Here is a 12,741-nt window from a genome sequence, read left to right as displayed (position 1 = left end):
ACGACCCGCTAAATCGGGCGATTGGGGCCAGGGGCATGCGTCACAGAATTTTCACGGCAATGGCCGCGCTAGCGGCCGTCTTGATGGTCAGCGGCTGTACGACTGAGAACGTCGATAAGACCAAGACCACGTCGATCCAACCGGTGGCAAAAGACGTCAGCACCTCCGACCTTGCGCAAGGCAAGGCGCAGTTCCGCGAGGCCAATTACGGCCTTGCCGAACAGCATTTCCGCAAGGCCGTGGAACTGAAGGCCGACAGTGCCGAGGGATGGATGGGGCTTGCCGCCTCCTATGACGAACTCGGCCGCTTCGACTTCGCCGACCGCGCCTACGACCAGCTTTTGAAGGTTGCCGGGCGCAAGCCGCAGATTGTCAACAATATGGGCTATTCGCAGCTGCTGCGCGGCAACAAGAAGAAGGCGAGGGCGCTGCTCATGGAAGCAAGGGCCGGAATGGCCGACCCGAGCGTGATCAACGCCAATCTGGCGCTGCTCAACAAGGGCTGAGACTCTTCGCGGGACGGCAGTCGACGCTTTGTAAACCCTGTCGGTAGGTTGCTTTGAAAACCGGCCGAAAACGGTATCTCCGGCCGGTTGCATGCCTATGATGCGCCACAAATCGAAGATCCCAAAGGTTGCCGCTCATCCATGCTGGATTTCAGTTCGCTATTGCTGGCGGCTGCGCTGTCGGGCACATGCCTGAGCGTCACCATGTTTGTGATCTGGTTCACGGCGCCGCGTGCACGCTTCGTGCTGACCGTGGCGTGCGGCATTCTCGTCCTTGTCGCCCACGTCATCGTCTTCTGGCGCTACACGAGGGAGCCCACTCCGTTGCTTTGTCAGGCAGCGTTGGCGCTGCTCAGCCTCGGTTTCCTGGCGCTTTCACTTTCGGCCATGCAATATCTCGGTGTGCGCAACTACAGTCGCGCTGTCCTGCCGGCCCTGCTTGCGATGGCTGTCTGCGCCGGCGTGACCTATCTCGGTTTCGATGGTGTCGGCTTCATCCTCACCTATACGACGGTAACAGTGCTGCTCGCCTGATCGGGGTGATGTTCTGGATCAAGGGCGGTCAGGATCGCGGCATTCTGCTGGTCGTTTCGGCGCTAAGCGGCGTCTGCGGCGTATCCTTCGGGCTCTGCGGCGCCGTGCTTCTGGTTAAGGGCCAGTGGGTGCTCGGCGTCGCACCCGACAATTGGGCCGAGCGGTTGAATTCGGTCGTGGCGGTCGCCTGCATGACGGCTCTCGGCGCGCTGACGCTGTCGCTGCATCATCTTCAGGCACAGATCGAACTGAAGGCCGAGACTTTGACCGACCCGTTGACCGGGCTGATGAACCGGCGTGCCTTGAACTCGCTCTATGGCGAGCGCGTCTTCGGTCCGTTCATGTCGATCGCCATGTTCGACCTCGATCATTTCAAACGGACCAACGATGTCTACGGCCATCCGGTCGGCGACCGGGTCCTGTGCCGCTTCGCGGCAATCATCAAGAAATATGATCGAGTTGGCGTCGACGCCTTTCGGCTGGGCGGCGAGGAGTTCGCGCTGGTCATGTCGCGGATGCCGCAAGACAAGGCCCATGACCTCGCCAGCAAGATCGGCGTCGCTTTCGGCACGGAAGTGGTGCCGACGCCGCGCGGGCCGTTGCGCAGCAGCGTCAGCGGCGGCATCGGCTTTGGCAAGGAAGACGGCAGCAGCCTCGAGGACGTCCTGGCCGAGGCCGACAAAGCGCTTTACGCGGCCAAGCACGCGGGGCGGAACCGCGTGCTTGTGCTGAACCGGGTAAGCAAGGCCGATGGGCCGGCCTTGCGTTCAGCCTGACAGGCCAGAGTGTCATTCGGCGGCGCCGAGATATTCCGACAGCGGCGGGCAGGAGCAGACGAGGTTGCGGTCGCCGGCGACATTGTCGATGCGCGAGACCGGCGGCCAGTATTTGGCCGCTTTGTCGACATCGCCGGCGGGGTAGGCCGCTTCCAGCCGCGAATAGGGGTGAGTCCACTGGCCGGCAAGGGTTTCGGCCGCCGTGTGCGGGGCATTGACCAGCGGGTTGTCCTCGAGCGGCCATTCGCCCTTCGCCACTTTCGCTGCCTCGCCGGCGATAGCGATCATCGCCTCGCAGAACCGGTCGAGTTCGCGCTTGGGCTCGGATTCGGTCGGCTCGACCATCAGCGTGCCGGCGACAGGGAACGACATGGTCGGCGCGTGAAAACCGTAGTCGATCAGCCGCTTGGCGATATCGTCGACGCTGATGCCGGCGCTCTCCTTGAGCACGCGCGTGTCGAGGATGCATTCATGCGCGATGCGATCGTGCCTGCCCTTGTAGAGAAGCGGGAAGTGCGGCGCGAGCCGCGTCGCCACATAATTGGCCGAGATGATCGCCGTCTCCGTCGCCTGCTTCAGGCCGGCGGCGCCCATCATGCGGATGTACATCCAGGTGATCGGCAGGATGGAAGCGCTGCCGAACGGTGCGGCCGACACGGCATGCGCCGAACCTTCGGTGACATGACCCGGCAGATAGGGTTTCAGATGCGCCCTGACGCCGATCGGACCGACGCCCGGACCGCCGCCGCCATGCGGGATGCAGAAGGTCTTGTGCAGGTTCATGTGGCAGACATCGGCGCCGATATCGGCGGGCCGCGCCAGCGCGACCAGCGCGTTAAGGTTGGCGCCGTCGAAATAGACCTGGCCGCCATGCTCGTGGATGAGAGCGCACAGGTGGCGCGCGCCTTCCTCGTAGACGCCGTGCGTCGAGGGATAGGTGAACATCAGAGCTGCGAGATTCTTGGAATGCTCGTTGGCCTTGGCTCGCATATCGTCCATGTCGATATTGCCGTCCTCCAGACAGCGCACGACGACGACGCTCATGCCGGCCATCGCCGCACTCGCGGGATTGGTGCCATGCGCGGACTGGGGGATCAGGCAGATGGTGCGATGGCCTTCGCCACGCGAACGGTGATAGGCGCGGATGGCGAGCAGGCCGGCATATTCGCCTTGGCTGCCGGCATTGGGCTGCAGGCTGACGGCGTCGAAGCCGGTGATCTGCGCCAGCCAGCCTTCCAGCTCGCCGACCATGGCGCGATAGCCGGCCGAATGGCTGGCCGGCGCAAAGGGATGCAGGTTGGCGACTTCAGGCCAGCTGACCGGCGTCATTTCGGCCGCCGCGTTGAGCTTCATGGTGCAGGAGCCCAACGGGATCATGGTGCGGTCGAGCGCCAAATCCTTGTCGGCTAGCCTGCGCAGCAGGCGCATCATGTCGGTCTCGGAGTGGTTTTCGCGGAAAACCGGCTGGGTCAGAAACTCCTTGCCGCGCGGCTTGCCGGGCATCGCGCCGGCCTCAGTAGCGCCGGACTTGGCGCCGAACAGGGCGGCGATAGCCTCGAGATCCGCCTCGGTCGAGGTTTCGTCGAAGGCGATGCTGATGCGGTCGGCATCGATGACGCGCAGCAGCCGGCCACCTTTTTCAGCGGCAGCGGCGATCGAATCTGCCTTGCCCTTCACTTCGGCCGTCACCGTGTCGAAACGGCTTGAGCCGAGCACGGAAACACCGGCGGTTTTCAGGCCTGCTGCGAGGCGGTTGGCGAGCTCATGGATGCGCGCTGCGATCGCCTGCAAACCAGTGGGGCCGTGCCAGATCGCGTAGGCCGTCGCCATGTTGGCAAGCAGCGCCTGCGCGGTGCAGATGTTGGAGGTCGCCTTGTCGCGGCGGATGTGCTGTTCGCGCGTCTGCAGGGCGAGGCGATAGCCGGGACGGCCCTTGCTGTCGATCGACTGGCCGACGAGGCGGCCGGGCATCAGCCGGGTCAGCTTGTCGGAGACGGCGCAATAGGCGGCGTGCGGGCCGCCAAAGCCCATCGGCACGCCAAAGCGCTGCATCGGGCCGACGGCGATGTCGGCGCCAAGCCTGGCCGGCGCTTCGGTCAGCGTGAGCGCAAGCGGATCGGCGATGAAGACGACCACGGCGCCCGTGGCGCGAGCCTTCTCGATCGCCGCCTTGTGGTCGCCATAGACGCCAAACGTGTCCGGCCAGGAGACCAGCAGGGCGGCGGTGTTGTCGTCGATGGTCTCGCCATCGATCTCGATGCCGAGCGGCTCGGCGCGGGTGCGCACGACGTCCAGCGTCTGCGGATGCGGCGTGCCGGCCAGCGCTACCTTGGTGCGCTTGTCGCCATGATGGCGCAGCGCGATGCCGACCGCTTCGGCCACCGCCGTCGCTTCGTCGAGCAGGGAAGCCGAAGCCACCGGCAGGCCGGTCAGTTCGGTGACCAGGGTCTGGAAGTTGAACAGCATTTCCAGGCGGCCCTGGCTGATCTCGGCCTGGTAGGGCGTATAGGCGGTGTACCAGGCCGGGTTCTCGAACAGGTTGCGCTGGATGACCGGCGGCACGTGGACGCCGTGATAGCCGGCGCCGATGAAGCTCTTCAGCACCGTGTTTTTTGCCATGATCGCCGACAATTCGGCCAGCGCTTCGGCTTCGCTCGCCGGCGCGGGAAGGGTCAGCGGCAGATCGAGGCGGATCGACTGCGGCACAGCCTGGCTGATCAGCGTCTCGACAGAGGGAACGCCGATCACGGCAAGCATGGCTCTGACATCGTTTACATCAGGACCGATGTGGCGGGCCGAGAAGGGGGTAAGTGCTGCGCTCATGGCAATAGGTCCTGATATCAACCGATATGGGCTTTGTAGGCGGCCTCATCCATGAGGCCTGCGAGTTGGCCTTCGTCGGCGAGCTTCATCTTCCACAGCCAGCCGTCGCCGGTCGCAGCGGAGTTGACCAGCGACGGGTCCGAGGACAGCGCGCCGTTGGCGTCGGTGATCTCGCCGTCAACCGGCGCATAAACATCGGATGCCGCCTTGACGGATTCGACGACCACGGCGGTGTCGCCCTTACTGAGTTTGGTGCCGATTTGAGGCAGTTCGACGAAGACGAGATCGCCAAGCTGTTCCTGCGCATAGTCGGTTATCCCGACGGTGGCGATGCCTCCCTCGACGCTCAGCCATTCGTGATCTTGTGTGAAATAGGTTTTTGCCATCGGAATTATCCTTTGCGGTAGCGATGAGGAGTGAAGGGCAAGGAACTGATATCCACCGGGATTTTCGTCCCGCGAACGTCGGCGAACAGTTTCGTGCCCGGCTTGGCCAAGGCCGTTGACACATAGCCCATGGCGACGGGATGGCCGGCCGACGGGCCGAAGCCGCCTGATGTCACGTAGCCGGCCGGATCGCCGTCGGCATCGAACAAAGCAGCGCCGGCGCGCACCGGCTGGCGGCCGTCCGGCTTCAGGCCGACGCGCTTTTGCGACGGCCCGCGCTCCAGGATGGACCGCAGCGCATCGGCGCCGATGAAGGACCCGCCGGCGCGGAGATCTTTGGGGATCGCCCACATCAGGCCGGCTCTCGCCGGATCGATCTCCGGCGTGATGTCCTGGCCGTGCAGGCACAGGCCGGCCTCCAACCGCAGCGAGTCGCGGGCAGCAAGGCCGATCCACAACACACGCTCGTCCTCGAGCAGTTTCGTGACCAGAGCGCGCGCATCCGCCTCCGGCAGGCCGATCTCGAAGCCGTCCTCGCCGGTGTAGCCGGAGCGGCTCATGAACCAGTTTTGCTTAGGCTCGATGCCATGCATGAACAAGAGTGAGCCGGTCTCGATGCCGGCGCGGGACAAGGCAGCCCAGGCTTCCGGCCCCTGGATCGCCAGGAAGACGCGGTCGAGCGCATCGACTTTGACGTCGAAGTCCGCGGCCAGCGCACGCAGATGCTTCTCGTCCTCGACCGCATTCCCGGCGTTGGCGACCACCATGAAGCGCTCGGCGCCGAGCCGGGTGACGATAAGATCGTCGATGATCCCGGTGGCCTCGTTGAGGAAGAAAGTATATTTGGACTGTGAAATCTCAAGCGCGCCGGCATCGAGCGGACTGGCGCGGTTGAGCAGTGCCGCAGCGCCCGGTCCGCTGACAGCGAACAGCTTCATATGCGAAATGTCGAACAGGCCGGCATGTTCGCGGGTGTGAAGGTGCTCTTTCATCACGCCGGCCGGATAGATCAGCGGCATAGACCAGCCCGCAAAGGCGCCAAAGCGTGCGCCGGCGGCGGTGTGCAGATCTTCGAGAGGAAGGTGTTTGGTGTCGTCGCCCGTCATGTCATCTCCAGAGTCGCACGCAATCGGCCGCTGCTGGCGACCAGTCCGTGCCCCTCTGTCTGAAGCCTGAGAGACTCGCGCAACCGGAACTCTGTCGGCGACGCTTACACCTTCGGCGCGGGGGCAAGCCCCGACTTTCCAGAGTGTCTTTCCCGTCTACGGTTCTTTTGCCTGAGAGATTTCGGGCGATTTCCCCTTCGGCGGCAGCTCGCGCTGCTCTCTCCCGCAAACAGGTAGGACTCAAAACTTAAGCCCTCGACGCGCCATCCATAGCTTGTCGGCGACACCTTGTCACCTGCCAGCGACACGTAAAGCGCGTCGTCTTTACAGTCGTCGCTAACCACGCCGTTTGCCGGTTTTTCAAGACAATGGCGATATTCTGGGCTGACGGTTTGGCCGGCAATTGCGTTGGGCACGGCGGATGGGGATTGACAGATGGGCGAACGGATCGGGAGCGCGCCGGTGGCGGGGCTGGCCTCGAAGGACCGCATCACGGCGGAAGATGTCGTCATGCTGCGTCGCGAAGTGTTCGCCGACGGCGTGGTGACGCGCGGCGAGGCTGAAGCACTGTTCGCGCTCGATGCGACAGCGACGGACAAATGCCCGCAATGGCCTGAATTCTTCGTCGAGGCCGTTACCGACTACATCGTCCACCAGGAAAAGCCGGCAGGCTATATCTCTGAAGACAATGCCGGTTGGCTGATCCAGACCATCTCGCGCGACGGAATGGTCGACAGTGTGACCGAACTGGAACTGCTGGTGCATGTGCTGGAAAGGGCGAAATCATCGCCCGGCCGGCTCTCCGCCTATGCGCTCGAGCAGGTCGCCAACGCGGTGGTCGACGGCAAGGGACCACTGATGCTCGGCGGCGCGCTGGTTCCCGGGCTGGTCGCCAAGGCAGAGGTCGATCTGTTGCGCCGCATTCTCCATGCCTATGGCGGCGACGGTAACATCGCCATCACACGGGTTGAGGCCGAGGTGCTGTTCCAGATCAACGAGCAGACCGCAGCGGCCCACAACGACCCGTCCTGGAACGACCTGTTCGTCAAGGCGCTCGCCAATTTCGTCATGTGTTCGGCCGGCTACGAAGCGCCGACGCGCGATGTGGCGCTGCGTCGTGACAGTTTCTTGGACCAGGTCGAGCCCGAAATTGGTGGCTTCTTCAGCCGCATGGTGTCGGGCGGCCTGGCCGGCATCATGGAAGCCTATCGTTCGCCCGGCGATATCGAGGCCGAATGGGAGTCGAAGAACCGTGCCGCCGAGGCACTCGCGCGCCGCGCCGAGACGATCGACGCCAGCGAGGCGAAATGGCTGGCCGATCGCATCGGCACCGACCGCCCGCTGCGTGACAATGAACGCGCGCTGCTGACGCTGATCAAACTCGCCTCGCCGGAGATACATCCGGCGCTCAAGCCACTGCTCGACAAGGTTGCTTAAGCCGCGCCGTTTTCTGCGACCGTTTTGCAGAGGACGATATTGGAGTGTCTTCAGGCCAATCGCCAAGTTCGGCCACGCGCTCGAAACCGGCTTCCTCAGGCAAGCTCGGTTCGGCCGGAGTCAGATCGTGCTCGGTCAGAATGCGAGGCCATCAAATCCCGCCATACCAGTCATAGCCATTGTCTTCCCAATAGCCGCCGCGGCTGCCGCCGATATTGGCAAAACTGTCGACGAGCTCGATCTTGTAGAGATACTTCGGCATCTTGTAGCCGAGCTGTCGTTCGACGCGCACGCGCAGCGGCGCGCCGTTTTCGACCGGCAGCGGCTTGCCGTTGAGGCCGTAGGCGAGGATCGTCTGCGGGTGGCGGGCATCGATCAGGTCGATGGTGCCGTAATATTTGATTTCCCCGGAGAGGCTGCGATCGATCGTATCGAGGCAGTGGAACATGACATAGCGGGCCTGCGGCTTGACCACAGCCTGGTCGAGCACCAGCGACAGCGGGGTGCCGGTCCATTTGGCGATGCAGCTCCAGCCTTCGACACAGTCGTGGCGGGTGATCTGCGTGCGGCTCGGCATGTTCTCCAACTGCTCGCGGCTGAGCGACAGCGGCTTTTCGACCAGGCCCGTTACCTCCAGCCGCCAGTCGGCGAAATTGTTGGCGAGCAGGCCCTTGTAGGTGTCATCGTCGGGCGCGGTGACGCCGTTCGGCCGCTGCGGCTGGCGGATGTCGGCCTCGGTGAATTCCGGCGCCAGAGCATCGCGGCCGGCAAGCCAGCGTTGCGCGCGGTAGGTCAGGCCATTGGCGTTTTCGAGGAAACTGCGCAGGCCGTCGCCCATGCCGAGCTGGCTGTCGAAGGCATCGCAGCCCGACAACATGATGCCGGAAACGCCGAGGCCGGCGCCCGTCAGGAACTTTCGGCGGCTGATCTGGAATTTGGCCATCTCACGCACTCCTCTCGGTGTCGCCATGCCTTGGCGGATCGGTGCGGTACCAGCCGGTGATGATCGAGCGCAGTTCGTTGATCGGGCCGGCGGCGAGGATCATCATCATATGGACGATGAAAAAGCCGACCAGCAGCACCATCACCGTGAAATGGATGGTGCGCGCCGTCTGCCTTCCGCCGAGCAGTTCGTTGAGCCAGGGCAGCACCGAGTTCATGCTCGGCGACATGGCAAGGCCGGTGATGATCATGAGTGGCAACAGCACGAACAGTACGCCGCCATAGGCCATTTTCTGCAGCGTGTTGTATTCGCGTGTGTGGTGGAACCTGAGCTTGGCGTGCTCGATGATGTCCTGCGGCAGCCGCTTGAGATCGTCAAGGCGCGGCGCCAGATCGCGGCGCAGATGGCCGTTGACCAGGCTGGCGACCAGCCAGACGACCAAGGTGGTTGTCAGTATCCAGGCGAAGAAGAAATGCACAACGCGGGCGGTGCCGAGATCGTAATAGGACGGGATTGTCGCCCAGGACGGGAAGGCACGCGACGTTTGCTGCCGGGCCGGGCCCGACCAGCCGAGCACGCCTGTGGTGTCGAAGCGATGGCCGAAGATTTCGGTATAGCCGCGCGGGCCGGTGGCGGTGTTTTCGGCGCCGATGGCAAAGACGGTGTTGTTGTACTCGAAGCCGGATTGCTTGCCGATGTAGAGCTGCGGCCGGGCATTGAAGATCTGCAGGCCGGACAAAAGCAAGAAGAACAGCGAGATCGCCCACAGCCAGTGCGTCAGGCGGGTCCAGCGCGATTGCCGGTAGATCAGCGTCGCATCCTTCGTTGAGGCGGCATCGACGCCTGCGCCGGGCTGACTCATGGTAATGGTTTCCATCTTTTCCTCGCCTCCGGCTGCGCGATCCTGGGATGGCCGCGCTCGTCCTTGTCCTCCCAATACGTCGCTATCGAAAGCGATGTTTCATGCGGTCACGTTTTTATTACGGGCACGGGTTTATCGCGGGCACGGATACTCAATTGCCGAGGCTCACCGTGAGATTGACGACGGCGGCGACGATGACGGCGTTGAAGAAGAACGACAGGATCGAATGGACAAGCACCACGCGGCGCATATGCGAGGTCGTGATCGCGGTGTCGGCGGTCTGCGCGGTCATGCCGATCACCGTCGCGAAATAGAGAAAGTCCCAACCGTCCGGCCGTTTGCTGCCGGGAAAATCGAGGCCGCCGACCGGTATCTTCTTCTTGGTTTCGGCATCGATCGCGTCGCCGTCCATCCAGTAGACATGCGCATAGTGGAGGGCGGCCATGGCATGGATGGTGAACCAGCCAAGCGGGATCGACAGCATGGCGAAGCCGAGTTCGATGGGGTCGCGATCCTTGTGATTGATCAAAAGGAACAGCAGGACAATGGCCATGGCGACGATGCCGAGCGTGATGGCAAAGATGCCCAGCACTGGGAGGTCCAGTTCGCGCGCGTTCTTGCTGAGATAGCGGCCGGACAGCAGCGGCATCTTGGCGATGACGAGCGCGATGAAGACGACGAAGAAGGAATCGGCGGCAATCGAGATCGAATAAGCAAGCCGCGTGGAGACGGGGAGCGATCCAATCAAAGGCAATACCGCGGCAAATACGACCAGACCGACGGCTAGCGACACAAAGAACTGCTTGTGCCGCTGCAAGGGGTTATTCGGCGATGTGTCGGCCATAGCCCGACCTCGGATGATGCTCACGTCTGGTCGGGTGTGACGGATTTCAGAGCCCGCCGCAAGATACGGTCGAGCTCACCCAGGAAACGCGAGCGATCCTGTGGCGCAAAGCTGGCATTGTAGCCCTTGCTCTCGCCGGTTTCGCGCAGATGCTGCTTCAAATCGCGCATTGCAACCGCCATGCCGATGGTCTCCGGCGTGAACGGCCGGCCGGTTGGCCCAAGCACATGCGCGCCGAGCGCCACGGTGCGAGCGGCAAGCGGGATGTCGGCGGTGATCACGATGTCGTTGGGTTTTGCGTTCTCGACGATCCAATCGTCAGCGGCATCGGCGCTTTTAGAGACGACGACGTTGCGAATCATCGGATCGCGCGACGGACGCAGCCCGCCATTGGAGACGTAGGTGACGACCACGCCATGGCGCTCGGCGACCTTCTCGACCTCGGCTTTCACCGGGCAGGCGTCGGCGTCGACGTAGATGGCGGGTGCCGGCATTATCTCTCCAAAACGGACATGGGGCCGGCATGTTACCCGGCCCCATGCCAGAAATCTCGTACTGTCAGGCCGGCCGCGCGCCCGACTTCTTCGCCGTCCAGGTGGCAATGTAATCCATCAGGCCGGGGTTGAGACAGTCATAGGGCTCGAGGCCCATCGACTTCAACTGGCCGCGGATGCCGTCCATGCGCTTGGGGTCGACACCGGATTCGATGATCGACGAAACGAAAGCGGTGAAGCCCGGCGGTGACCAGCCGTCTTCCTGGAAGCGCTCGGGATGGATGAAGGACAGACCCTTGAACGGATGGTCGCGCTCGACCGGTCCGTGCATATGACACCGCAGCCGGTGCAGGCGTGACGCTGGATAAGTGCCGAGGGGTCGACCACTTTCAGCTTGTCGCCGTTTTCGGTGACTGTGACATCGCCGGTGCCGGCTACGGCCACGACCGAGAACACCGCGCCGTCAGGCTTCCAGCATTTGGTGCAGCCGCAGGCATGGTTGTGGGCGATCTGGCCCTTGACCGTCACCTTCACCGGCTTGCTGGTGCAGGCGCAGACCAGCGTGCCGCCGGCAAAGCTTGCGCTCTCCTTTGGCAAGCCATTGTCGATTTTGGGATGCAGTTTCTCAGGCATTGTCTTCCTCCCTTGTTGAACCTGTGCAACTTCAGTCGCTGGCCCTTCGGTCGGCGGCTTGTTCTTCCTCGGTTTGGTGTGCGATCGGACGCAAAACCGGGCGCCACTTTTGCTGATCGCACTTAGTAAACGACGACGCTCCTGATCGACTTGCCCTCATGCATGAGATCAAAACCCTTGTTGATGTCCTCAAGCTTCAGCAAATGGGTGATCATCGGGTCGATCTGGATCTTGCCGTCCATGTACCAGTCGACGATTTTCGGCACGTCAGTGCGGCCGCGTGCGCCGCCAAAGGCGGTGCCCATCCAGGTGCGGCCGGTGACCAGCTGGAACGGCCGGGTCGAAATCTCCTGGCCGGCGCCGGCCACGCCGATGACGACCGACTTGCCCCAGCCGCGATGCGAGGCTTCCAGCGCCTGGCGCATCACCTTGGTGTTGCCGGTGCAGTCGAATGTGTAGTCGGCGCCGCCGATCTGGTCGGCGCCGCGCTTGGTCAAGTTGACGAGGTGAGGAACGATGTCGCCGTCGATCTCCTTCGGATTGACGAAATGCGTCATGCCGAAGCGCTCGCCCCATGCCTTCTTGTCGTTGTTGAGGTCGACACCGATGATCATGTCAGCGCCGGCGAGCTTCAGGCCCTGGATGACGTTGAGGCCGATGCCACCGAGACCAAAGACGACAGCAGTCGCGCCTTGCTCGACCTTCGCGGTGTTGATGACCGCGCCGATGCCGGTGGTGACGCCGCAACCAATGTAGCAGATTTTGTCGAAGGGCGCGTCCGGGTTGACCTTGGCGACGGCGATCTCGGGCAAAACGGTGAAATTGGAGAAGGTCGAGCAGCCCATATAGTGGAAGATCTTGTCCTTGCCGATCGAGAAGCGCGAGGAGCCATCGGGCATCAAGCCTTGGCCCTGCGTGGCGCGGATGGCGGTGCACAAATTGGTCTTGCGCGACAGGCAGGATGGGCACTGCCGGCATTCCGGCGTGTAGAGCGGGATGACGTGGTCGCCCTTCTTGACCGAGGTGACGCCCTTGCCGACATCGACGACAACGCCAGCGCCTTCATGGCCGAGGATTGCCGGAAACAGGCCTTCGGGATCGGCGCCCGACAAGGTGAACTCGTCGGTGTGGCAGATGCCGGTCGCCTTGATCTCGACCAGCACCTCGCCTTCGCGCGGTCCGTCGAGGTCGACCTCCATGATTTCCAACGGCTTTCCGGCGGCGACAGCGACAGCGGCGCGGGTTTTCATTAGGCAATTCCTCCCAAGGCGATTGGTCTTCAGGCTTTCAGGGTTTTTATACTGTTTCAACCCGATTTGGCGACCAAATATGGCGCAAATCTTGGCCCAGTCGTCGGCGAGCCCAACCTTCGCCCCTCGGCACGGGCCTGGCGGGCA

Annotated in this window: 12 protein-coding genes, 1 pseudogene and 1 riboswitch; of the genes and pseudogenes, 4 read left to right on the top strand and 9 right to left on the bottom strand. The window is 63.1% G+C overall.

What is annotated here, in order from left to right; translation table 11 throughout:
• The first annotated feature begins 35 nt into the window (after positions 1-35).
• The 3 genes from NLY37_RS10710 (at position 36) to NLY37_RS10700 (ending at position 1,816) form a co-directional block, all read left to right on the top strand.
• Complete coding sequence (locus NLY37_RS10710) at positions 36-506, top strand: hypothetical protein (RefSeq protein ID WP_023681594.1); 471 nt, start codon at positions 36-38, stop codon at positions 504-506.
• Positions 507-647: 141 nt separating this feature from the next.
• The gene (locus tag NLY37_RS10705) at positions 648-1,040 is read left to right on the top strand and encodes a hypothetical protein (RefSeq protein WP_245270871.1); all 393 of its coding nucleotides are present in this window, start codon (positions 648-650) and stop codon (positions 1,038-1,040) included.
• A gap of 8 nt (positions 1,041-1,048) precedes the next feature.
• Entirely contained in the window at positions 1,049-1,816 is a 768-nt protein-coding gene (locus NLY37_RS10700) for a GGDEF domain-containing protein (protein WP_245270869.1), read from the top strand.
• Between the two features lie 12 nt (positions 1,817-1,828).
• Here NLY37_RS10700 and gcvP read toward each other — a convergent pair whose 3' ends face one another.
• The 3 genes from gcvP to gcvT are packed head-to-tail and all read right to left on the bottom strand — an operon-like array spanning position 1,829 to position 6,131.
• Entirely contained in the window at positions 1,829-4,639 is a 2,811-nt protein-coding gene (gene gcvP / locus NLY37_RS10695; protein WP_023741469.1) for an aminomethyl-transferring glycine dehydrogenase, read from the bottom strand.
• 17 nt (positions 4,640-4,656) lie between these two features.
• Positions 4,657-5,025, bottom strand: a complete 369-nt coding sequence (gcvH, locus tag NLY37_RS10690; protein WP_023688297.1) for a glycine cleavage system protein GcvH — start codon at positions 5,023-5,025, stop codon at positions 4,657-4,659.
• A 5-nt stretch (positions 5,026-5,030) separates the two neighbouring features.
• Positions 5,031-6,131 (bottom strand): glycine cleavage system aminomethyltransferase GcvT, encoded by a 1,101-nt coding sequence (gene gcvT, locus NLY37_RS10685; protein WP_023741468.1) that lies wholly within the window; start codon positions 6,129-6,131, stop codon positions 5,031-5,033.
• 149 nt (positions 6,132-6,280) lie between these two features.
• A riboswitch (glycine riboswitch) is annotated at positions 6,281-6,367 on the bottom strand.
• A gap of 199 nt (positions 6,368-6,566) precedes the next feature.
• On the opposite strand from gcvT, the gene NLY37_RS10680 reads away from it, so the two are divergent.
• Positions 6,567-7,568, top strand: a complete 1,002-nt coding sequence (locus tag NLY37_RS10680) for a hypothetical protein (protein WP_023710640.1) — start codon at positions 6,567-6,569, stop codon at positions 7,566-7,568.
• Between the two features lie 151 nt (positions 7,569-7,719).
• Here the strand turns inward: NLY37_RS10680 and NLY37_RS10675 are convergent, their stop codons facing one another.
• From NLY37_RS10675 to NLY37_RS10650, 6 genes and pseudogenes are all read right to left on the bottom strand, one after another.
• A complete protein-coding gene (locus NLY37_RS10675; RefSeq protein WP_023667591.1) occupies positions 7,720-8,511 on the bottom strand; it encodes a molybdopterin-binding protein in 792 nt (263 codons plus the stop codon).
• Between the two features lies 1 nt (position 8,512).
• Positions 8,513-9,388 (bottom strand): cytochrome b/b6 domain-containing protein, encoded by an 876-nt coding sequence (locus NLY37_RS10670; RefSeq protein WP_023691148.1) that lies wholly within the window; start codon positions 9,386-9,388, stop codon positions 8,513-8,515.
• A gap of 136 nt (positions 9,389-9,524) precedes the next feature.
• On the bottom strand, positions 9,525-10,217 hold the full coding sequence (locus tag NLY37_RS10665) for a DUF1345 domain-containing protein (protein WP_023741467.1): 693 nt from the start codon (positions 10,215-10,217) through the stop codon (positions 9,525-9,527).
• Between the two features lie 20 nt (positions 10,218-10,237).
• Positions 10,238-10,711, bottom strand: a complete 474-nt coding sequence (locus NLY37_RS10660) for a YaiI/YqxD family protein (protein ID WP_023695438.1) — start codon at positions 10,709-10,711, stop codon at positions 10,238-10,240.
• 64 nt (positions 10,712-10,775) lie between these two features.
• Positions 10,776-11,344, bottom strand: a pseudogene (gene gfa / locus NLY37_RS10655) (S-(hydroxymethyl)glutathione synthase).
• Between the two features lie 122 nt (positions 11,345-11,466).
• A complete protein-coding gene (locus NLY37_RS10650) occupies positions 11,467-12,594 on the bottom strand; it encodes an S-(hydroxymethyl)glutathione dehydrogenase/class III alcohol dehydrogenase (protein WP_023681583.1) in 1,128 nt (375 codons plus the stop codon).
• Positions 12,595-12,741: the final 147 nt, after the last annotated feature.

This window comes from Mesorhizobium sp. C395A (assembly GCF_030323205.1).
In the GTDB taxonomy this organism is placed as follows: domain Bacteria; phylum Pseudomonadota; class Alphaproteobacteria; order Rhizobiales; family Rhizobiaceae; genus Mesorhizobium.
This window is presented reverse-complemented; position numbering and strand designations above follow the sequence as displayed.

What these genes read in the sequence shown, in the direction of transcription:
- gcvP (WP_023741469.1), bottom strand. Translation starts at nt 4,639, where the DNA reads ATGAGCGCAGCACTTACCCCCTTCTCGGCCCGCCACATCGGTCCTGAT.
- NLY37_RS10665 (WP_023741467.1), bottom strand. Translation starts at nt 10,217, where the DNA reads ATGGCCGACACATCGCCGAATAACCCCTTGCAGCGGCACAAGCAGTTC.
- gcvT (WP_023741468.1), bottom strand. Translation starts at nt 6,131, where the DNA reads ATGACGGGCGACGACACCAAACACCTTCCTCTCGAAGATCTGCACACC.
- NLY37_RS10670 (WP_023691148.1), bottom strand. Translation starts at nt 9,388, where the DNA reads ATGGAAACCATTACCATGAGTCAGCCCGGCGCAGGCGTCGATGCCGCC.
- NLY37_RS10710 (WP_023681594.1), top strand. Translation starts at nt 36, where the DNA reads ATGCGTCACAGAATTTTCACGGCAATGGCCGCGCTAGCGGCCGTCTTG.
- gcvH (WP_023688297.1), bottom strand. Translation starts at nt 5,025, where the DNA reads ATGGCAAAAACCTATTTCACACAAGATCACGAATGGCTGAGCGTCGAG.
- NLY37_RS10700 (WP_245270869.1), top strand. Translation starts at nt 1,049, where the DNA reads ATGTTCTGGATCAAGGGCGGTCAGGATCGCGGCATTCTGCTGGTCGTT.
- NLY37_RS10705 (WP_245270871.1), top strand. Translation starts at nt 648, where the DNA reads ATGCTGGATTTCAGTTCGCTATTGCTGGCGGCTGCGCTGTCGGGCACA.
- NLY37_RS10650 (WP_023681583.1), bottom strand. Translation starts at nt 12,594, where the DNA reads ATGAAAACCCGCGCCGCTGTCGCTGTCGCCGCCGGAAAGCCGTTGGAA.
- NLY37_RS10680 (WP_023710640.1), top strand. Translation starts at nt 6,567, where the DNA reads ATGGGCGAACGGATCGGGAGCGCGCCGGTGGCGGGGCTGGCCTCGAAG.
- NLY37_RS10660 (WP_023695438.1), bottom strand. Translation starts at nt 10,711, where the DNA reads ATGCCGGCACCCGCCATCTACGTCGACGCCGACGCCTGCCCGGTGAAA.
- NLY37_RS10675 (WP_023667591.1), bottom strand. Translation starts at nt 8,511, where the DNA reads ATGGCCAAATTCCAGATCAGCCGCCGAAAGTTCCTGACGGGCGCCGGC.